This is a genomic window from Pseudomonas marginalis, assembly GCF_024169655.1.
GTDB classification, from domain to species: Bacteria; Pseudomonadota; Gammaproteobacteria; order Pseudomonadales; family Pseudomonadaceae; genus Aquipseudomonas; species Aquipseudomonas paraveronii.
Window position 1 is genome coordinate 5578564 of record NZ_JALJWV010000001.1, and the last position, 20574, is coordinate 5599137.

Genomic DNA, 20574 nt, shown 5'->3' on the forward strand with positions numbered 1-20574 from the left:
CCACAGCCTAGGCTGCGGGGTTGGGATGCTTGCTCAGCTAGACCTTCTCGACCTGACTGAACTCCAACTCTACCGGAGTAGAGCGTCCGAAAATGAGCACCGCCACTTGGATCCGGCTCTTTTCGTAGTTAACTTCTTCGACGGTGCCGTTGAAATCAGCAAACGGACCATCGGTAACACGAACAACCTCACCCGGCTCGAACAACGTCTTCGGCTTGGGCTTGTCGCTACCGTCAGCAACACGACGCAGAATCGCTTCTGCTTCTTTGTCGGTGATCGGAGCAGGCTTATCGGCAGTACCGCCAATGAAACCCATGACACGAGGGGTATCCTTGACTAAGTGCCAAGTACCTTCATTCATGTCCATCTGAACCAACACGTAGCCAGGGAAGAACTTGCGTTCACTCTTGCGCTTCTGACCATTCCGCATTTCAACCACTTCTTCAGTGGGAACCAGAATTTCGCCGAAGCCATCTTCCATGCCTGCCAGCTTTACGCGCTCTAGCAAAGAGCGCATAACATGCTTCTCGTAACCCGAGTAAGCATGCACAACGTACCAACGCTTAGCCACGGGACACCCTTAGCCAACAATCAAGGAAACAAGCCAGCCGAGCAGGGAATCAAGCCCCCACAACAGCAACGCCATAACCAGAACAACAGCCACAACAATCAACGTGGTCTGCGTGGTTTCTTGGCGAGTCGGCCAAACGACTTTACGAATTTCGGTGCGAGCTTCCTTTACCAGGACCGCGAAAGACTTGCCTTTGGCAGTCTGCAGGCCTACAAAGGCAGCTACAGCAGCGAGGGCGAGCAAAGCGAGTACGCGGTACAGGATCGGCGAAGCAGAATAGTACTGATTGCCAACAACGCCTACGACCACCAATGCGACTACAGCAAGCCACTTGACCAGATCGAAACGAGAGCTTTGAGCTTCAGCCTTAGGAGTCATCTATGAAGATCCTGTGAAAAGAAAGCCAGATACACCACGTGAATCTGGCAGGTCAGGAGGGAATCGAACCCCCAACCTACGGTTTTGGAGACCGTCGCTCTGCCAATTGAGCTACTGACCTAAAACAAAATCAGGCCGACCATTATGCAGGCCTGAAAAAGACTTTACAACAGCCAACCCCAAGAGACTTGATACCACCTGGCACAAACGCCAACTACAACAGGATCAAGCCGAGATAGCCGTTAAAACAAAGGCAGATATTTTCATATCTGCCTTGTTATATGGAGCTCTTGAGCGGATTTGAACCGCTGACCTCACCCTTACCAAGGGTGTGCTCTACCAACTGAGCTACAAGAGCAAAACACGCTGCACAACCTGCAAACTTGGAGCGGGTAGCGGGAATCGAACCCGCATCATCAGCTTGGAAGGCTGAGGTTCTACCACTAAACTATACCCGCGGAGCTTGCAGCTCACGCTAAAAATGGTGGAGGGGGAAGGATTCGAACCTTCGAAGTCGTAGACGTCAGATTTACAGTCTGATCCCTTTGGCCGCTCGGGAACCCCTCCTAAGCGAGCCGACATTCTACATCACGCCGGCCTTCTGTCAAGCATTTTCTCATTAAAAATATGAGGTTAGCTGCGTTGACGTTCGCTTCACGCTGTAGACCTTAAAGGTCTTCACTGCGAAGCGGGCGCCATTCTATGCAAACTATTCGAGAGTTGCAATGCCTTCGCACAGCATTATTTTATGTTTTAACTCATTGAATTCTTTAGCAAGGTTTTCAAACGGCAGATCCTCAGCCAGGCGTCGGCTTTCAGGGGCCACACGAAGCCAGTAACCGGATGCCTCAGGCGTGTTCAACAGTTGAACCTTGACCTTTATATCCAGGCTTGTAAGACGCTGCTCGACAGACTGTGCCTGGCGCTGGTCGGCAAAGCCGCCGATGTATAAGCAGGTATTCTGCGCGTCAGGCGCTTTTGCTCGGTCGCGCCGAGACACCGAATCAGAGGACTCACTCAGCAGCCGAATATCCTGCTGAGGGCCACGATAAAGACTCAGGGGCGTGACATCCTTGGCGCGCAACGGAGCCTCTTGCTGATGCCAAACGTAATAGAAGGCATTAAGAACGAGTAAAAGTAAAAACAGCCAACGCATAAGCACCTCAGGACAAAGGACACGCCATTGCCAGACCAACGAAAACCAGGTCCGGAACCAACCGCGCCTGCGGCACGGCATCCGAGACCAGATCAGCATCCCCACCCGTGAGGAATACGGTGAAATCATCACCCCAGTAGCTTCGGGCCAACTCAAGCTGGGTCAACACGAACCCTCTGAGCATCAGCGTACAGCCCCGCTCGACAGCCTCTACGGTGGTGCGCCCAGGGGAAAGCCGCTCCAGGGCACGCTCAGCAGCCGCGTCGTCGTAGCGTATCTTGCGGGTGTGCGTTCGCAACTGGTTGCGCATCAACGGCATGCCGGGGCAAATGAAGCCTCCCAGGTGCTCGCCATCCGCCGCGATGAAATCTGCCGTGGCCGCGGTACCAAAATCCAGCACCAGGCATGCGCCCGGCGCCAGCTTGAAGCCTCCCAGCATCGCCAACCAGCGATCAAGACCAAGACGCTCGAAGTCCTCGTAGCCATTGCGCACTCCGGCCATCTCGCGCGCGGACCCAGCACAGGATACGGCAACACCGAAAGCCCCTTGCAGCACCTCGACCAGCTTATTGGTTTCTTCCAAAGCCCGAACGCTCACCAAACGGCAACGCGTCAACGACAGCCCAGGTAGCGCTGCCAGACTTTCAAGCAATGCGAAATCCGAACCTACGACACCTTCGGCGGATGCTTTCGCCTGATCCGATTCAAGTACGCGCCATTTGATAAAGCTATTCCCACAGTCGAGCTCAAGAATCATCACGCAACCTCAGGCTTAACTCACCACCGCTATATATTTTTTCAACACCATCCACGTTCAAACGCAACGCCCCCTGGCGGTCGACACCCAGGACCACCCCGTCAATACGATTGACGCCAGCAATGAGGGACACCGCCCTGCCCTGCCATAGATGATTCTGCTCCCACTCTTCCTGAAGCGCCGCAAAGCCGGAGGCTGTATGTCGCTGCAGGTAGTTTTGCAACTGCAGACCCAACTGCGCCACAAGTAGATTACGATCCACGGGAAGGCCCGTTTCCAGTTGCACCGACGTCCACTGCTGATCAACTGCAGTGGCTTTCTGCATATTCACGTTAATGCCGATCCCGAGAACAACGTGACAGATATCAGCAGGATCGCCCACCAACTCCAACAGGATTCCGGCAATTTTTTTTTGCCCCACCAGGACGTCGTTCGGCCATTTCAAGGCAGCCCCTTGCACGCCGGACTCACGCAGGGCCTGCATAACCGCAAGCCCCACAACCAGGCTCAGCCCCTCTAGTTGCCGCAGGCCGCCCTCGACGCGCAGCACGAGGCTGTAATACACATTCTGGGCGAACGGACTGACCCACTTGCGCCCCCGCCGGCCTCTTCCTGCGGTTTGTTGCTCCGCGAGCACCAGAAATGGCGCCGCGCACCCCGCATCGACAAGGCGCAAGGCCTCAGCATTGGTGGAGTCAATAGAATCAGAGATGTGGACGGGCCATGCCAATGAAGGCGCCTTCAGCGCAATGTCTTCAGCATTCAAGAACACCAGCGGCGATGCCAACTGATACCCCCTGCCACGCACTTTGTGGATGGGCAAGTTTAACTCAGCCTCAAGATGCTGAAGCTGCTTCCATACAGCACTGCGACTGACGCCCAGGGCGGCGCCAAGTGCCTCCCCGGAGTGGAATCGGCCATCTTTCAGAAGTTTTAACAACGTCAGCATGCAAGTATCGCCTCACAATGAGGCACGCATGATAGCCATGCGCAGGGTCATTGCATAGAAAGGCCGAACCTTAGCACTGAAGACTATCGCGATGAGCCTCTTCGCACTTTTCGAGCGGACAAACAAAACCCCTGTCTGCGTAAGCAAACAGGGGTTCTGGAATTTAATCTTGACGATGACCTACTCTCACATGGGGAAACCCCACACTACCATCGGCGATGCATCGTTTCACTGCTGAGTTCGGGATGGGATCAGGTGGTTCCAATGCTCTATGGTCGTCAAGAAATTCGGGTACTGAGTCGTGACCAGTTGGCCTCGCTTCAGCAAATTGGGTATGTGATAGCTTTCGGTGTTTTGTAAGAGTCGAACTTTCGGTTCGTTTCGTCTTCACACACCGCAATCTGATGCTCTTTCGAGTAGTCAAATTGCTTGGGTGTTATATGGTCAAGCCTCACGGGCAATTAGTATTGGTTAGCTCAACGCCTCACAGCGCTTACACACCCAACCTATCAACGTCGTAGTCTTCGACGGCCCTTCAGGGGACTCAAGGTCCCAGTGAGATCTCATCTTGAGGCTAGTTTCCCGCTTAGATGCTTTCAGCGGTTATCTATTCCGAACATAGCTACCCGGCAATGCCACTGGCGTGACAACCGGAACACCAGAGGTTCGTCCACTCCGGTCCTCTCGTACTAGGAGCAGCCCCTCTCAAATCTCAAACGTCCACGGCAGATAGGGACCGAACTGTCTCACGACGTTCTAAACCCAGCTCGCGTACCACTTTAAATGGCGAACAGCCATACCCTTGGGACCGGCTTCAGCCCCAGGATGTGATGAGCCGACATCGAGGTGCCAAACACCGCCGTCGATATGAACTCTTGGGCGGTATCAGCCTGTTATCCCCGGAGTACCTTTTATCCGTTGAGCGATGGCCCTTCCATACAGAACCACCGGATCACTAAGACCTACTTTCGTACCTGCTCGACGTGTCTGTCTCGCAGTCAAGCGCGCTTTTGCCTTTATACTCTACGACCGATTTCCGACCGGTCTGAGCGCACCTTCGTACTCCTCCGTTACTCTTTAGGAGGAGACCGCCCCAGTCAAACTACCCACCATACACTGTCCTCGATCCGGATAACGGACCTGAGTTAGAACCTCAAAGTTGCCAGGGTGGTATTTCAAGGTTGGCTCCACGCGAACTGGCGTCCACGCTTCAAAGCCTCCCACCTATCCTACACAAGCAAATTCAAAGTCCAGTGCAAAGCTATAGTAAAGGTTCACGGGGTCTTTCCGTCTAGCCGCGGATACACTGCATCTTCACAGCGATTTCAATTTCACTGAGTCTCGGGTGGAGACAGCGCCGCCATCGTTACGCCATTCGTGCAGGTCGGAACTTACCCGACAAGGAATTTCGCTACCTTAGGACCGTTATAGTTACGGCCGCCGTTTACCGGGGCTTCGATCAAGAGCTTCGCGTTAGCTAACCCCATCAATTAACCTTCCGGCACCGGGCAGGCGTCACACCCTATACGTCCACTTTCGTGTTTGCAGAGTGCTGTGTTTTTAATAAACAGTCGCAGCGGCCTGGTATCTTCGACCGGCATGAGCTTACGGAGCAAGTCCTTCACCCTCACCGGCGCACCTTCTCCCGAAGTTACGGTGCCATTTTGCCTAGTTCCTTCACCCGAGTTCTCTCAAGCGCCTTGGTATTCTCTACCCAACCACCTGTGTCGGTTTGGGGTACGGTTCCTGGTTACCTGAAGCTTAGAAGCTTTTCTTGGAAGCATGGCATCAACCACTTCGTCATCTAAAAGATAACTCGTCATCAGCTCTCGGCCTTAGAATCCCGGATTTACCTAAGATTCCAGCCTACCACCTTAAACTTGGACAACCAACGCCAAGCTGGCCTAGCCTTCTCCGTCCCTCCATCGCAATAACCAGAAGTACAGGAATATTAACCTGTTTTCCATCGACTACGCTTTTCAGCCTCGCCTTAGGGACCGACTAACCCTGCGTCGATTAACGTTGCGCAGGAAACCTTGGTCTTTCGGCGTGGGTGTTTTTCACACCCATTATCGTTACTCATGTCAGCATTCGCACTTCTGATACCTCCAGCAAGCTTCTCAACTCACCTTCACAGGCTTACAGAACGCTCCTCTACCGCATCACCTAAGTGATACCCGTAGCTTCGGTGTATGGTTTGAGCCCCGTTACATCTTCCGCGCAGGCCGACTCGACTAGTGAGCTATTACGCTTTCTTTAAAGGGTGGCTGCTTCTAAGCCAACCTCCTAGCTGTCTAAGCCTTCCCACATCGTTTCCCACTTAACCATAACTTTGGGACCTTAGCTGACGGTCTGGGTTGTTTCCCTTTTCACGACGGACGTTAGCACCCGCCGTGTGTCTCCCATGCTCGGCACTTGTAGGTATTCGGAGTTTGCATCGGTTTGGTAAGTCGGGATGACCCCCTAGCCGAAACAGTGCTCTACCCCCTACAGTGATACATGAGGCGCTACCTAAATAGCTTTCGAGGAGAACCAGCTATCTCCGAGCTTGATTAGCCTTTCACTCCGATCCACAGGTCATCCGCTAACTTTTCAACGGTAGTCGGTTCGGTCCTCCAGTTAGTGTTACCCAACCTTCAACCTGCCCATGGATAGATCGCCCGGTTTCGGGTCTATTCCCAGCGACTAGACGCCCTATTAAGACTCGCTTTCGCTACGCCTCCCCTATTCGGTTAAGCTCGCCACTGAAAATAAGTCGCTGACCCATTATACAAAAGGTACGCAGTCACCTAACAAGTAGGCTCCCACTGCTTGTACGCATACGGTTTCAGGATCTATTTCACTCCCCTCTCCGGGGTTCTTTTCGCCTTTCCCTCACGGTACTAGTTCACTATCGGTCAGTCAGTAGTATTTAGCCTTGGAGGATGGTCCCCCCATATTCAGACAAAGTTTCTCGTGCTCCGTCCTACTCGATTTCATGACTAAGAGATTTTCGCGTACAGGGCTATCACCCACTATGGCCGCACTTTCCAGAGCGTTCCGCTAATCTCAAAGCCACTTAAGGGCTAGTCCCCGTTCGCTCGCCACTACTAAGGGAATCTCGGTTGATTTCTTTTCCTCAGGGTACTTAGATGTTTCAGTTCCCCTGGTTCGCCCCTTACACCTATGTATTCAGTGTAAGGTAACCATCTTATGATGGCTGGGTTCCCCCATTCAGACATCTCCGGATCAAAGTCTGTTTGCCGACTCCCCGAAGCTTTTCGCAGGCTACCACGTCTTTCATCGCCTCTGACTGCCAAGGCATCCACCGTATGCGCTTCTTCACTTGACCATATAACCCCAAGCAATCTGGTTATACTGTGAAGACGACATTCGCCGAAAATTCGAATTTCTCAATTAAGAGAACTCACAAATTTTACCTTAGCCTGATCCGTTACCAGTGAAAGTAACGTTCAGTCTATCTTTCTATCACATACCCAAATTTTTAAAGAACGATCTAATCAAAGACTAGAAATCAACATTCACCATCATCACGATGGAATGCTCATTTCTAAGCTTTCAACTTCTAGAAGCAGTAGTGGTGGAGCCAAACGGGATCGAACCGTTGACCTCCTGCGTGCAAGGCAGGCGCTCTCCCAGCTGAGCTATGGCCCCGTATTTCTACAGGTTCCCACACAAAATTGGTGGGTCTGGGCAGATTCGAACTGCCGACCTCACCCTTATCAGGGGTGCGCTCTAACCAACTGAGCTACAGACCCAATTTCGGGCTGCTTCTTATCGTCTTCTTCAATGAATCAAGCAATTCGTGTGGGAACTTATGGAGCAGCTGATGTCGTCGATTAAGGAGGTGATCCAGCCGCAGGTTCCCCTACGGCTACCTTGTTACGACTTCACCCCAGTCATGAATCACACCGTGGTAACCGTCCTCCCGAAGGTTAGACTAGCTACTTCTGGTGCAACCCACTCCCATGGTGTGACGGGCGGTGTGTACAAGGCCCGGGAACGTATTCACCGCGACATTCTGATTCGCGATTACTAGCGATTCCGACTTCACGCAGTCGAGTTGCAGACTGCGATCCGGACTACGATCGGTTTTCTGGGATTAGCTCCACCTCGCGGCTTGGCAACCCTCTGTACCGACCATTGTAGCACGTGTGTAGCCCAGGCCGTAAGGGCCATGATGACTTGACGTCATCCCCACCTTCCTCCGGTTTGTCACCGGCAGTCTCCTTAGAGTGCCCACCATGACGTGCTGGTAACTAAGGACAAGGGTTGCGCTCGTTACGGGACTTAACCCAACATCTCACGACACGAGCTGACGACAGCCATGCAGCACCTGTCTCAATGTTCCCGAAGGCACCAATCTATCTCTAGAAAGTTCATTGGATGTCAAGGCCTGGTAAGGTTCTTCGCGTTGCTTCGAATTAAACCACATGCTCCACCGCTTGTGCGGGCCCCCGTCAATTCATTTGAGTTTTAACCTTGCGGCCGTACTCCCCAGGCGGTCAACTTAATGCGTTAGCTGCGCCACTAAGAGCTCAAGGCTCCCAACGGCTAGTTGACATCGTTTACGGCGTGGACTACCAGGGTATCTAATCCTGTTTGCTCCCCACGCTTTCGCACCTCAGTGTCAGTATCAGTCCAGGTGGTCGCCTTCGCCACTGGTGTTCCTTCCTATATCTACGCATTTCACCGCTACACAGGAAATTCCACCACCCTCTACCATACTCTAGTCAGTCAGTTTTGAATGCAGTTCCCAGGTTGAGCCCGGGGATTTCACATCCAACTTAACTAACCACCTACGCGCGCTTTACGCCCAGTAATTCCGATTAACGCTTGCACCCTCTGTATTACCGCGGCTGCTGGCACAGAGTTAGCCGGTGCTTATTCTGTCGGTAACGTCAAAACAATCACGTATTAGGTAACTGCTCTTCCTCCCAACTTAAAGTGCTTTACAATCCGAAGACCTTCTTCACACACGCGGCATGGCTGGATCAGGCTTTCGCCCATTGTCCAATATTCCCCACTGCTGCCTCCCGTAGGAGTCTGGACCGTGTCTCAGTTCCAGTGTGACTGATCATCCTCTCAGACCAGTTACGGATCGTCGCCTTGGTGAGCCATTACCTCACCAACTAGCTAATCCGACCTAGGCTCATCTGATAGCGCAAGGCCCGAAGGTCCCCTGCTTTCTCCCGTAGGACGTATGCGGTATTAGCGTCCGTTTCCGAACGTTATCCCCCACTACCAGGCAGATTCCTAGGCATTACTCACCCGTCCGCCGCTCTCAAGAGAAGCAAGCTTCTCTCTACCGCTCGACTTGCATGTGTTAGGCCTGCCGCCAGCGTTCAATCTGAGCCATGATCAAACTCTTCAGTTCAAACATCTTTGGGTTTTTAAGAAACCCTAAACTTGGCTCAGCAATCGTTGGTTACATCTTTGATTTCTCGCGGAGTAACTTGTGATGCTGATAATCTTGTTGACTATCAGTCTGACTCCACAAGCACCCACACGAATTGCTTGATTCAGTTGTTAAAGAGCGGTTGGTTAAGATCTTTCGTCTCAACCGAGGCGCGCATTCTACAGCAGCCTCATTTGCTGTCAAGTGATTATTTTAAGAAGTTTTCAAAGTTTCCTTTGTAACTTCAACCACTTGCGCTTCCGATCTCTCGTTAGCGGGAGGCGAATTCTACAGCGTTACACGCTGCTGTCAACACCTCTTTTTCTCCGCTTTCGACCGAGAAGATCGAAACGTTAATAGAGCCAAACAACTCTGCTCTACCAACTCCTTCCAGGCTTCGATGAACTGAAGCAGGCCGCTGTCGAATCTCGCATAACTCTTTGTTTACCAAGGAGTTTTCCGTTTCGACTGCGCCGGAAGTGGGGCGAATTATAGACAGATATAAATCGCCGTCAACCGTTAATTTCAGACTTATTCGGATTTGAGCGTAATACGCGCAAATGCCTTCTTCCCAGCCTGACAAACATGGGTCGCGCCCAGTTCGTATATAAAGGTGCGATCAACCACTTCACCATCTATACGCACACCACCGGAACCCAAGAGGTCACGCGCGACCGCCGAGTTCTTCACCAGGCCCGCCTTATTAAGGACGGCCGCGATCGGCATCGCCTCTGCAGCAGTCAGCTCGATCTCCGGCAGATCATCCGGCAGCTCGCCATCCTTCATCCGATTGCCCGCTGCACGATGAGCACTGGCCGCAGCCTCTTCACCATGGAAACGCGCAACAATCTCTTCAGCCAGCTTGATCTTCACGTCACGAGGATTGGCGCCCGCTTCGACATCCGCACGCAGCGCATTGATCTCGTCCATCGAGCGGAAGCTCAACAGCTCGAAGTAACGCCACATCAGCGCATCAGGAATCGAAACCAGCTTGCCGTACATCACGCCCGGCGCTTCCTGGATGCCGACATAGTTACCCAGGGACTTGGACATCTTCTTGACGCCGTCCAACCCTTCCAGCAACGGCATGGTCAGAACGCACTGAGCTTCCTGCCCATACGCCCGCTGCAGCTCACGCCCCATCAGAAGGTTGAACTTCTGATCGGTGCCACCCAACTCAACGTCAGCCCGCAACGCCACCGAGTCATAGCCCTGGACCAGCGGGTACAGGAACTCGTGAATCGCGATCGGCTGATTGGAGGAATAGCGCTTGTCGAAGTCATCGCGCTCAAGCATGCGCGCTACCGTGTACTGGGATGTCAGACGAATGAAATCCGCCGGCGCCATCTTGTCCATCCAGGTGGAGTTGAAGGCCACCTCGGTCTTGGCCGGATCGAGAATCTTGAACACCTGGGTCTTGTAGGTCTCGGCGTTATCGAGAACCTGTTCACGGGTCAGCGGCGGACGCGTGGCGCTCTTGCCGCTCGGATCACCGATCATCCCGGTGAAATCCCCTATAAGGAAGATCACCTGATGCCCCAGGTCCTGGAACTGCCGCAACTTATTAATAAGCACGGTATGACCCAGGTGCAGATCCGGCGCCGTCGGATCAAAGCCGGCCTTGATACGCAGGGGCTGGCCACGCTTGAGCTTTTCGATCAGCTCCGCCTCGACCAACAGTTCTTCCGCACCACGTTTTATCAGCGCTAGCTGTTCTTCAACCGACTTCATAACAGACCCGCAAGGCTCAGATTCAAAAGGGAACCAACCATACAAGATCAGGGACTAATTACAAGTTTTGCCCTGCGCACGGACACCGTTGAGCAAGCCCAACGTTCGCGAGCTTGCGCCACAGATGATTTGGTTATATTTTATACAGTTATTTCATCTTCATCATGTCATTCATCTTTTCCATTTCATCTTCAAAGTCAAAATTACCTATGACCACAGAACCGTCTAAAGCGCCGCCGCTTTACCCAAAGACCCACTTGCTCGCTGCAAGTGGTATCGCCGCCCTTTTGAGCCTGGCACTCCTGGTATTCCCTTCCAGTGACGTAGAAGCCAAACGAACATCCCTGAGCCTTGACCTGGAAAGTCCAGTTGAACAACTGACACAAGATCAAGACGCTTCCGACGCGCAACAAGCCACAAATGCACCTGTCGATTCGCCGTTTGCCCAGATCGAAAGCGCCCCCGACGAAACCGACAAAACCGCCCAGCAGCAGGCGGCACCTGCGCCAGCGCTGGCCAAGAACCCTCAGCATCGCGAGGTGCTCGTCGGTAAAGGCGACACGCTTTCCACGCTGTTCGAGAAGGTCGGCCTGCCTGCTGCCACTGTTAATGAGGTCTTGGCCAGCGATAAACAAGCCAAGCAATTCACCCAGCTCAAGCGCGGTCAAAAACTCGAGTTCGAACTGACCCCCGACGGCCAGTTGAACAACCTGCACAGCAACCTCAGCGACCTGGAAAGCATCACCCTGACCAAGGATGCCAAGGGCTTCGCGTTCAATCGCATCACCACCAAACCAGTGATGCGTTCCGCCTATGTACACGGCGTGATCAACAGCTCGCTGTCGCAATCGGCCGCCCGTGCTGGCTTGTCCCACAGCATGACCATGGACATGGCCAGCGTGTTTGGCTACGACATCGACTTCGCCCAGGACATCCGCCAGGGTGACGAATTCGATGTGATCTACGAGCAGAAGGTCGCCAACGGTAAAGTGGTCGGCACCGGCAACATCCTCTCCGCGCGGTTTACCAACCGCGGCAAGACCTACACCGCAGTGCGCTACACCAACAAACAAGGCAACAGCAGCTACTACACCGCTGATGGCAACAGCATGCGCAAGGCCTTTATCCGTACACCTGTGGATTTCGCCCGCATTAGCTCGCGTTTTTCCATGGGTCGCAAGCACCCAATTCTGAACAAAATCCGCGCCCACAAAGGCGTCGACTATGCCGCTCCGCGCGGTACGCCCATCAAAGCGGCAGGTGACGGCAAGGTACTGCTGGCCGGACGTCGCGGCGGTTACGGCAACACGGTGATCATCCAGCACGGCAATACCTACCGCACGCTGTATGGCCACATGCAAGGGTTCGCCAAGGGCGTACAGACTGGCGGCAACGTGAAGCAGGGCCAGGTGATCGGCTACATCGGCACCACCGGCCTGTCCACCGGCCCACACTTGCACTATGAGTTCCAGGTCAATGGCGTACACGTCGATCCATTGGGCCAGAAGCTGCCGATGGCCGACCCGATCGCCAAGGCCGAACGCGCACGCTTCATGCAACAAAGCCAACCGCTGATGGCGCGCATGGATCAGGAGCGCTCCACCCTGCTGGCTTCGGCGAAGCGTTAAGGTATGCCGCTCTATATAGGCGTGATGTCCGGGACCAGCCTCGATGGCCTGGATATCGCCCTGATCGAACACGACGTGGCGATCAAGCTGATTGCCACTCACTACATCCCCATGCCTGACAGCCTGCGCGGGGAACTGCTCGGCCTGTGCGCCAGCGGCCCGGATGAGATCGCCCGCTCAGCCATTGCCCAGCAGCACTGGGTTGCACTCGCCGCCCAGGGCATCCATGCCCTGCTGGACCAGCACAACCTCAAGCCCCAGGACATTCGCGCGATCGGCAGCCATGGGCAGACGATCCGCCATGAACCGGCACGCGGCTTCACCGTACAGATCGGCAATCCCGCCCTGCTCACCGAACTGACTGGAATCACTGTGGTCAGCGACTTCCGCAGCCGCGACGTTGCCGCGGGTGGCCAGGGTGCGCCCTTGGTGCCAGCTTTTCATGAAGCACTGTTTGACGAGCGCAGCGGGAATCGTGCGGTATTGAATGTCGGAGGTTTCAGCAACCTCAGTCTGATCGAGACCGACAAGCCCGTAGCCGGCTTCGACTGCGGCCCGGGCAATGTCTTGCTGGATGCCTGGATTCACCAACAGCGCGGTGAACACTTTGATCGCGATGGCCTGTGGGCTGCCAGCGGTAAAGTTGAACCTCAACTGCTCAACGCGCTGCTCGGCGACCCCTTCTTCTCGACCAAAGGCCCGAAAAGTACCGGGCGCGAAGTGTTCAACCTGGAATGGCTGCAACAGCACCTGGCGCGCCTGCCCGCATTCGCCCCTCAGGACATCCAGGCCACGCTGCTCGAACTGACGGCGCTGACCATCGTCGAGTCCCTGCAAACCGCCCAACCCCACACAGAGACCCTGCTGGTCTGCGGCGGCGGCACCCATAACGCCACACTGATGAAGCGCCTGGCCGCGCTGTTGCCATCGACCCGGGTCAGCAGCACCGCCACCTGCGGCGTAGATCCAGACTGGGTCGAAGCCATGGCCTTCGCCTGGCTGGCCCATTGCTGCCTGGAAGGCATCGCCGCCAACCGCCCCAGCGTCACCGGCGCGCGCGGGCTGCGAGTCCTGGGCGCGATCTACCCCGCCTGACTGCCCCCCATAATCCGCAGACAGCAAAACGCCGCTTGGCCGATCAAAGCCAAGCGGCGTTTTTGTGTCCGCGACCGATCAGATCGAGAACGAAGACCCGCAACCACACGTAGTGGTGGCATTAGGGTTCTTGATCACGAAACGCGAACCCTCCAGACCTTCCTGGTAATCCACCTCGGCGCCTGCCAAGTATTGGAAACTCATTGGGTCCACAACCAGGCTCACGCCCTCGCGCTCAACGATGGTGTCGTCATCGGCCACTTCTTCATCGAAGGTAAAACCGTACTGAAACCCTGAACAACCGCCGCCCGTAACAAATACGCGCAGCTTCAAGCGATCATTACCCTCTTCATCGACCAGGCTCTTCACCTTGTGCGCAGCACCGTGGGTGAATTGCAAAGCCGTGGGGGTGAAGGATTCAACGCTCATGCTGATAATCTCCCGGCGTACCGCCGCCATATGCGTAATGGTCGGCATTATCCGCTTCTCCTAGAAAAGCGGTCAACTATTATGGGAGCAGCGGCGAGCTTCAAGTCGCCAGCGCCAAGCATGCGGCTTACAACTTGAAGCCTACAGCTGCCCTTAAGGCAGCATGCCTGCGTGGGACAAGCCCAGCTTCTCATCCAGGCCGAACAGGATGTTCATGTTCTGCACCGCCTGGCCCGACGCGCCCTTGACCAGATTATCGATCACCGACAGCACCACCACCAAGTCACCGTCCTGCGGACGATGCACGGCAATCCGGCACACATTGGCGCCGCGCACGCTGCGGGTTTCCGGATGACTGCCGGCCGGCATCACATCGACGAACGGCTCGTTGGCGTAGCGCTTTTCAAACAGCGCCTGCAGATCGACCGAGCGATCCACCACGGTCGCGTACAGCGTCGAGTGAATGCCACGGATCATCGGGGTCAGGTGCGGCACGAAGGTCAGCCCCACGTCCTTACCGGCGGCGCGACGCAACCCCTGGCGGATTTCCGGCAGATGGCGGTGCCCTTTTACCGCATAGGCCTTCATGCTTTCCGACGTCTCGGAGTACAGCGACCCCACTGCGGCCCCACGACCGGCGCCGCTGACACCCGACTTGCAGTCCGCGATCAAGCGCGAAGTATCCGCCAGCCCGGCTTCGAGCAATGGCAGGAAACCCAACTGCGTCGCGGTCGGATAGCAGCCCGGCACGGCGATCAGGCGCGCTTGCTTGATCTGCTCACGATTGACTTCCGGCAGGCCATATACCGCCTCTTCCAACAGCTGCGGCGCACCGTGTGGTTGGCCGTACCATTTGGCCCACTCGTCGGCGTCCTGCAGACGGAAGTCCGCCGACAGATCGATGACCTTGGTGCCGGCGGCCAGCAGCTCACCGGCCAGCGCATGGGCAACGCCGTGGGGCGTGGCAAAGAACACCACGTCACAGGCGCCGAGGGTCTTGATGTCCGGCACGCTGAACGCCAGGCCGTCGTAATGGCCTCGCAGGTTCGGATACATATCGGCCACAGCCAGACCGGCCTCGGATCGGGAAGTGATGACCACCACCTCAGCTTGCGGATGCTGTGCCAACAGACGCAGCAATTCGACACCGGTGTAACCCGTGCCGCCGACGATACCGACCTTGACCATAAACCTGCCCTCAACGAACCCACTGGAAAGTGGTCGATAATAGGGGCCGCATCGTTCTGCGACAACCGCCAACGTGACGTAAGGACGCATGAGCCACTACTATCGTCGGTTACCGTGAACCTGGGAATAACTAAAAATGCTCTATCTATGGGTCAAAGCCTTTCATATCGTCGCCATCGTGTGCTGGTTTGCCGGGCTGTTCTACCTGCCGCGCCTGTTCGTCTACCACGCACAAAGCGAGGACACCGTGAGCAAGGAGCGTTTCAGCGTGATGGAGCGCAAGCTGTATCGCGGCATCATGGGCCCGTCGATGCTTGCCACGCTGGTCTTCGGCATCTGGATGATCGCCCTCAACCCCGGCCTCTTTCATATGGGCGCCTGGCTCCACGTCAAGCTGACCCTGGTCGTTCTGCTGATCGGTTACCACCATATGTGCGGCGCGCAGGTAAAACGCTTCGCCCGTGGCGAAAACACCCGCAGCCATGTCTTTTATCGCTGGTTCAATGAAGTCCCGGTTCTGATATTGCTGGCTATCGTAATTTTGGTCGTGGTCAAACCGTTCTGACTTCAATGACTCGGGGTACCTCCAATGTCGCTGCCCGCTTTGCTTGAACAACGTCTGCGCCTGCCTGTCGTGGCTGCGCCGATGTTCCTGATTTCCAACCCGCAATTGGTCCTGGCGTGCTGCCGCAATGGCGTGGTCGGGAGCTTCCCGGCGCTGAACCAGCGCGAAAGCAGTGGTTTCAAGGCCTGGCTGGAGGAAATCGAAGCGGGCCTGGCGCAGATGGACAACCCCGCGCCCTATGCCGTCAACCTCATCGTCCATAACAGCAACCCACGGCTGGAGGCTGACCTGGCGATCTGCGTGGAGCACAAGGTGCCGATCGTCATCACCAGCCTGGGGGCGGTGAAGGCGTTGGTCGATGCCGTACACAGCTATGGCGGCCTGGTTTTTCACGACGTCACCACGCGGCGTCACGCCGAGAAAGCCGCCGAAGCCGGGGTGGACGGTCTGATCGCCGTGGCCGCCGGCGCCGGTGGCCATGCCGGCACCTGGAGCCCGTTCGCGCTGATCGCCGAGATTCGCCAGTTCTTCGATAAAACCCTGCTGCTGGCCGGCTGCCTCAACCACGGGCACGAGATCCTTGCCGCCCAGTTGCTCGGCGCAGACCTCGCGTATCTCGGCACACGCTTTATCGGCACCACCGAAAGCCACGCGCCGGATGCGTATAAAGAGATGCTGCTCACATCGCGCGCCGTCGACATCGTGCACACTGCCGCGGTCTCTGGCGTGCCCGCCAGCTTTATGCGCCAAAGCCTGGAAAACGCCGGCTTCGACCTCGCCGCCCTGCAAAGCAAAGGCGAAGTCAATTTCGGCTCCAAGCTCAAGCCGTTGAGCGACGAGGCCAAGGCCTGGAAAACGGTATGGTCCGCGGGCCAGGGCGTCGGCGAGATCGATGATTTACCCGGCGTCGATGAACTCGTTGCCCGCCTGGATGCCGAATACCGCGAAGCCCGTGAGAAGGCGACACAATTGCGCTGGCCGCGCTGATACACTTGCCGGCCCCGCCGCTGTGACGCGGGCCTGCCCCCCTCCCCCAGTAACGTGACAAGGATGCCCGCATGAGCGACAACCGTTTCAAGATTGTGTTTGATGGAGCCTTGCTCCCGGGTGTCGAAAGCACCACCGCTAAACTGAATCTCGCCGAATTGTTCAAAAGCGACGTTGAGGCCATCGAGAAGCTCTTTACCGGCCGCCCCGTTGCCCTCAAGCGCGACCTGTCGCGCCCCGATGCCGACACCTATCTCACCGCGCTGAAGAACGCCGGGGTCGACGCGCGTATCGAAACCGAACAGCCCGTGGCCTTCAGCCTCGACGAAACCCATGAGACAGAGTCCTCCGCCCGCCCTGCCGCCTCCCCGTATGCACCACCGCGCGCGGCAGTGGGCGACGACTTGCCGGAGTATGCCGAGCTCAAGGTTTTCACGATCCATGGCCGCATCGGGCGCCTGCGTTACCTGGCCTGGACGCTGGTACTCACCGTCGCGATGCTCGTCGCCTCGGGCATCCTCGCCACTGCTGGCTTCGCCGTGGCGACCGCTTCGCCGACGGCGGGCATCATTCTGGGTTCGCTGCTGGGCTTTGCGCTGTTCGTGGCGATTGTCTGGGTCAGCGTGCAAATCGGCGTGCAGCGTCTGCACGACCTGGGCTGGTCCGGCTGGCTGTACCTGCTGAACCTGGTGCCACTGGTGAACAGCATTTTCCCGCTGCTGCTGCTGGTCTTGCCGGGCAACACCGGCGCCAACCAGTATGGCGCGCCGCCACCGCGCAACTCCACGGCGGTGAAAGTCCTGGCCTCCCTGTGGCTGGCGTTTATTCCGTTGATGCTCATCATCGTGATGGCTTTGGGGATGAACGGCTACCTGGACCAACTCGAAAGCAACGTCGACAGCAGCTACGAAAGCAGCTCCATCACCTCGGATGACGACGTCGATCAAAGCGTGATCGTCGATGAAGAAGACGTGCAAAGTGCTGACGACGCGGCCGAACCTGTAGACTCTCCAGAACAGTGAAGAAACGCCCGCCGCCTGTGATGCCTCTGTCACAGGCCCGGCGGCGTTGCGATGGAGAAAGGCATGACCCGTTACGCTCTGATCACCGGCGCCTCCAGCGGCATCGGCCTGGCCTTGGCCGAAGCGCTGGCCCGGCGTGGCCGCAGCTTGATTCTGGTGGCCCGCCAGCGTGATCAGTTGGAAAGCATTGCAATCGAATTGACGCAACGCTTCGGCGTCGAGGTGCTGTTCCGTGCTTGCGACCTGGGCGAACCGCTGCGTTTGTCCGGGTTCCTGCTGGAACTTGAGGAAGGCGAGCGGCAGATCGACTTGCTGATCAACTGCGCAGGCATGGGCACCAGCGGGCCGTTCCTGGCCCAGGACTGGATGACCGAGCAGGACCTGATCGAAGTCAACATCCTCGCACTGACCCGTATGTGTCACGCCCTCGGCAATGCCATGGCCCTGCATGGCGGCGGGCAGATCCTGAATGTCGCCTCGATCGCCGCATTCCAACCCGGCCCATGGATGAGCAGTTACTACGCCAGCAAGGCCTATGTACTGCACTTCTCCGAAGGCTTGCGCGAAGAATTGAAAACCTGCGGCATCAAGGTCTCGGTATTGTGCCCCGGCCCGACGCGCACGGCGTTCTTTGGCACGGCACAAATGGACACCGCCAAGCTCGAGCGCAGCGCGCACTTGATGAGCCCGGAAGAAGTGGCGCTCTACACCGTGCGCGCCCTGGAAAAGAACAAAGCCATCATCATCCCCGGCCGCCGCAATCGCTGGCTGGCTTTCAGCCCGCGCTTGAGCCCACGCTGGCTGACACGCAAGATCGCCGGCGCGATCAACAAGGCCTATTGCCCGCGCTGACGGTCTGAGTACACTCACCCTGCACATTCACAATGGAGAAACAGCTTTGGATACTCTGTTCACCAAGATCATCAACAGAGAAATACCCGCGAAGATCATCTATGAAGATGACCAGGTCCTGGCGTTCCACGATATCGCCCCACAAGCGCCGGTACATTTTCTGGTTATCCCGAAAAAACCGATCCGCACCCTGAACGACCTGACCGAGGACGACAAAACCTTGGCCGGGCATATCCTGTTCACCGCCCAGCGCCTCGCGCTGGAACTGGGCTGCGAGAAGGGCTTCCGTGTGGTGATGAACTGCAATGAAGAAGGTGGACAGACCGTTTACCACATCCATATGCATGTGCTGGGTCAGCGCCAGATGAACTGGCCGCCGGGCTGATACGCCCGACACACGGGTCGCCGGCCCCGGCATGCGACCCCATGCCCTTGACTCAGCGCAAACGCTTCGCCCTCTCTTGCGGTAAACTGGCCGCCGAGATTCTTCCCGGAGGTCAGCATGACTACCCAACGTCACTACTCGCCGATTGACCGTCTGTTGCTGCAAGCCGACACGGCCATGCGCACGCTGTTGCCATTCAGCGGCCAGCCGTATCGTCCGTCGCCCGCCATCGTGCAGCCCGATGCGCAGATGAACGAGACCGACACCCGCCACGTCGCTGGCCTGATGCGCATCAACCATACCGGTGAAGTCTGTGCCCAGGCGCTGTACCAGGGCCAGGCGCTGACCGCCAAGCTGCCGCAAGTGCGCGCGGCAATGGAGCATGCCGCCGAGGAAGAAATCGACCACCTGGCCTGGTGCGAGCAACGTATCCGCCAATTGGGCAGCCATCCCAGCGTGCTGAACCCGCTGTTCTATGGCCTGTCGTTCGGGATTGGCGCTGCGGCCGGTTTGATCAGCGACAAAGTCAGCCTGGGTTTTGTCGCCGCTACGGAACAACAAGTGTGCAAGCACCTGGATGAACACCTGGAACAGTTACCGGCCGGAGACGAAAAGTCCCGGGCGATTCTTGAGCAGATGCGCGTCGACGAAGAACACCACGCAGAAAGCGCACTGGATGCCGGTGGTTTCCGCTTCCCGGCACCGGTGAGGTTTGGCATGAGCCTGATGGCCAAGGTCATGACCAAAAGCACCTACCGCATCTAAGCCGCAAAAAAGGGCGCTATCGAAGCGCCCTGTCTTTTATTGCCGGCGAATCCCTGTATCAGCCCAACTCAATGATTTCGTAATCATGGGTAATCGCGACACCCGCCGCGCCAAGCATGATCGACGCCGAGCAATACTTCTCGGCCGACAGCTCGATGGCGCGCTTGACCTGGGCTTCTTTCAGCGCCCGGCCCTTGACCACGAAATGCATGTGGATCTTGGTGAACACCTTGGGATCTTCAGTCGCACGCTCGGCTTCGAGGAAGGCTTCGCAGCTTTCCACGGCCTGACGGGATTTTTTCAGGATGCTGACCACGTCGAAATTGCTGCAACCGCCTACACCAAGCAGGAGCATTTCCATCGGGCGTACGCCCAGGTTGCGGCCACCGGCTTCCGGCGGACCGTCCATGACCACGACATGGCCACTGCCCGACTCACCGAGGAACATGGCTTCGCCCGCCCATTGGATGCGTGCCTTCATCGCCCAGACTCCACTGCTAAAAAAGGGTCGCCAGCTTAGCACAGGGCCAGCGGCCGGCAGCTTTTCCGCGCAACGTCATCAATCGTCAGGGTGCCCCGGTAAATCGGTTAATAGAGTCACAATGTGTCTGGTAAGCTGGCGCCAAATGAATGGCGCATTGCCATCCTTTGTGCAACGTGTATCAATGTAGATACATCTAGATAAAAACAAGTCCAATCACCCTGTGCAGTCTTTTTC

17 protein-coding genes, 6 tRNA genes and 3 rRNA genes are annotated in these 20574 nt (G+C 56.5%); 8 read left to right on the top strand and 18 right to left on the bottom strand.

Features of this window, described 5'->3' with window-relative positions:
- Window positions 1-37: 37 nt before the first annotated feature.
- From nusG to tyrS, 15 genes are all read right to left on the bottom strand, one after another.
- The gene (gene nusG, locus J2Y83_RS25805; protein ID WP_003176436.1) at window positions 38-571 is read right to left on the bottom strand and encodes a transcription termination/antitermination protein NusG; all 534 of its coding nucleotides are present in this window, start codon (window positions 569-571) and stop codon (window positions 38-40) included.
- A 9-nt stretch (window positions 572-580) separates the two neighbouring features.
- Entirely contained in the window at window positions 581-949 is a 369-nt protein-coding gene (secE, locus tag J2Y83_RS25810; protein ID WP_003194658.1) for a preprotein translocase subunit SecE, read from the bottom strand.
- Window positions 950-994: 45 nt separating this feature from the next.
- Window positions 995-1070: transfer RNA gene (locus tag J2Y83_RS25815), tRNA-Trp, on the bottom strand.
- Window positions 1071-1231: 161 nt separating this feature from the next.
- Window positions 1232-1307, bottom strand: a tRNA-Thr gene (locus J2Y83_RS25820).
- A gap of 26 nt (window positions 1308-1333) precedes the next feature.
- A tRNA-Gly gene (locus J2Y83_RS25825) sits at window positions 1334-1407 on the bottom strand.
- 24 nt (window positions 1408-1431) lie between these two features.
- Window positions 1432-1516, bottom strand: a tRNA-Tyr gene (locus J2Y83_RS25830).
- Between the two features lie 142 nt (window positions 1517-1658).
- A complete protein-coding gene (locus J2Y83_RS25835; protein ID WP_253399584.1) occupies window positions 1659-2105 on the bottom strand; it encodes a hypothetical protein in 447 nt (148 codons plus the stop codon).
- A 7-nt stretch (window positions 2106-2112) separates the two neighbouring features.
- Entirely contained in the window at window positions 2113-2862 is a 750-nt protein-coding gene (locus J2Y83_RS25840; RefSeq protein WP_253399585.1) for a pantothenate kinase, read from the bottom strand.
- Entirely contained in the window at window positions 2852-3811 is a 960-nt protein-coding gene (gene birA, locus J2Y83_RS25845; RefSeq protein ID WP_253399586.1) for a bifunctional biotin--[acetyl-CoA-carboxylase] ligase/biotin operon repressor BirA, read from the bottom strand. The genes J2Y83_RS25840 and birA overlap by 11 nt, the downstream gene beginning before the upstream one ends.
- A 167-nt stretch (window positions 3812-3978) precedes the next feature.
- Window positions 3979-4094: ribosomal RNA gene (rrf, locus tag J2Y83_RS25850) — 5S ribosomal RNA — on the bottom strand.
- 157 nt (window positions 4095-4251) lie between these two features.
- Window positions 4252-7142, bottom strand: a 23S ribosomal RNA gene (locus J2Y83_RS25855).
- Window positions 7143-7389: 247 nt separating this feature from the next.
- A tRNA-Ala gene (locus J2Y83_RS25860) sits at window positions 7390-7465 on the bottom strand.
- A 27-nt stretch (window positions 7466-7492) separates the two neighbouring features.
- Window positions 7493-7569: transfer RNA gene (locus tag J2Y83_RS25865), tRNA-Ile, on the bottom strand.
- Between the two features lie 82 nt (window positions 7570-7651).
- Window positions 7652-9188: ribosomal RNA gene (locus tag J2Y83_RS25870) — 16S ribosomal RNA — on the bottom strand.
- The 16S, 23S and 5S rRNA genes sit together here with 2 tRNA genes alongside, the layout of an rRNA operon.
- A gap of 552 nt (window positions 9189-9740) precedes the next feature.
- Window positions 9741-10940: a tyrosine--tRNA ligase gene (tyrS, locus tag J2Y83_RS25875; RefSeq protein WP_247405756.1), complete on the bottom strand. Its 1200-nt coding sequence runs from the start codon at window positions 10938-10940 to the stop codon at window positions 9741-9743.
- A 209-nt stretch (window positions 10941-11149) separates the two neighbouring features.
- Between tyrS and J2Y83_RS25880 the strand changes: the two genes are divergently transcribed.
- Both J2Y83_RS25880 and J2Y83_RS25885 read left to right on the top strand, forming a co-directional pair.
- Window positions 11150-12568 carry a peptidoglycan DD-metalloendopeptidase family protein gene (locus J2Y83_RS25880; RefSeq protein ID WP_253399587.1) on the top strand — a complete coding sequence of 473 codons (1419 nt, stop codon included), beginning with the start codon at window positions 11150-11152 and terminating at the stop codon, window positions 12566-12568.
- Between the two features lie 3 nt (window positions 12569-12571).
- Window positions 12572-13663, top strand: a complete 1092-nt coding sequence (locus J2Y83_RS25885) for an anhydro-N-acetylmuramic acid kinase (protein WP_253399588.1) — start codon at window positions 12572-12574, stop codon at window positions 13661-13663.
- A 78-nt stretch (window positions 13664-13741) separates the two neighbouring features.
- Here J2Y83_RS25885 and erpA read toward each other — a convergent pair whose 3' ends face one another.
- Window positions 13742-14092, bottom strand: a complete 351-nt coding sequence (gene erpA / locus J2Y83_RS25890; protein WP_007906865.1) for an iron-sulfur cluster insertion protein ErpA — start codon at window positions 14090-14092, stop codon at window positions 13742-13744.
- A gap of 153 nt (window positions 14093-14245) precedes the next feature.
- Window positions 14246-15280 carry an N-acetyl-gamma-glutamyl-phosphate reductase gene (gene argC / locus J2Y83_RS25895; protein ID WP_247405766.1) on the bottom strand — a complete coding sequence of 345 codons (1035 nt, stop codon included), beginning with the start codon at window positions 15278-15280 and terminating at the stop codon, window positions 14246-14248.
- Between the two features lie 136 nt (window positions 15281-15416).
- On the opposite strand from argC, the gene hemJ reads away from it, so the two are divergent.
- The 6 genes from hemJ (at window position 15417) to coq7 (ending at window position 19856) form a co-directional block, all read left to right on the top strand.
- A complete protein-coding gene (hemJ, locus tag J2Y83_RS25900) occupies window positions 15417-15845 on the top strand; it encodes a protoporphyrinogen oxidase HemJ (RefSeq protein ID WP_247405769.1) in 429 nt (142 codons plus the stop codon).
- A gap of 24 nt (window positions 15846-15869) precedes the next feature.
- Window positions 15870-16832: an NAD(P)H-dependent flavin oxidoreductase gene (locus J2Y83_RS25905; protein ID WP_253399589.1), complete on the top strand. Its 963-nt coding sequence runs from the start codon at window positions 15870-15872 to the stop codon at window positions 16830-16832.
- A 71-nt stretch (window positions 16833-16903) separates the two neighbouring features.
- Window positions 16904-17854: a DUF805 domain-containing protein gene (locus J2Y83_RS25910; RefSeq protein ID WP_253399590.1), complete on the top strand. Its 951-nt coding sequence runs from the start codon at window positions 16904-16906 to the stop codon at window positions 17852-17854.
- A 63-nt stretch (window positions 17855-17917) separates the two neighbouring features.
- Window positions 17918-18706, top strand: a complete 789-nt coding sequence (locus J2Y83_RS25915) for an SDR family NAD(P)-dependent oxidoreductase (protein WP_247406554.1) — start codon at window positions 17918-17920, stop codon at window positions 18704-18706.
- Between the two features lie 46 nt (window positions 18707-18752).
- Window positions 18753-19091 carry a histidine triad nucleotide-binding protein gene (locus J2Y83_RS25920; protein WP_010568016.1) on the top strand — a complete coding sequence of 113 codons (339 nt, stop codon included), beginning with the start codon at window positions 18753-18755 and terminating at the stop codon, window positions 19089-19091.
- Window positions 19092-19208: 117 nt separating this feature from the next.
- On the top strand, window positions 19209-19856 hold the full coding sequence (gene coq7 / locus J2Y83_RS25925; protein WP_253399591.1) for a 2-polyprenyl-3-methyl-6-methoxy-1,4-benzoquinone monooxygenase: 648 nt from the start codon (window positions 19209-19211) through the stop codon (window positions 19854-19856).
- 58 nt (window positions 19857-19914) lie between these two features.
- Here the strand turns inward: coq7 and J2Y83_RS25930 are convergent, their stop codons facing one another.
- Window positions 19915-20337: an OsmC family protein gene (locus tag J2Y83_RS25930; protein ID WP_005792019.1), complete on the bottom strand. Its 423-nt coding sequence runs from the start codon at window positions 20335-20337 to the stop codon at window positions 19915-19917.
- Window positions 20338-20574 lie beyond the last annotated feature (237 nt).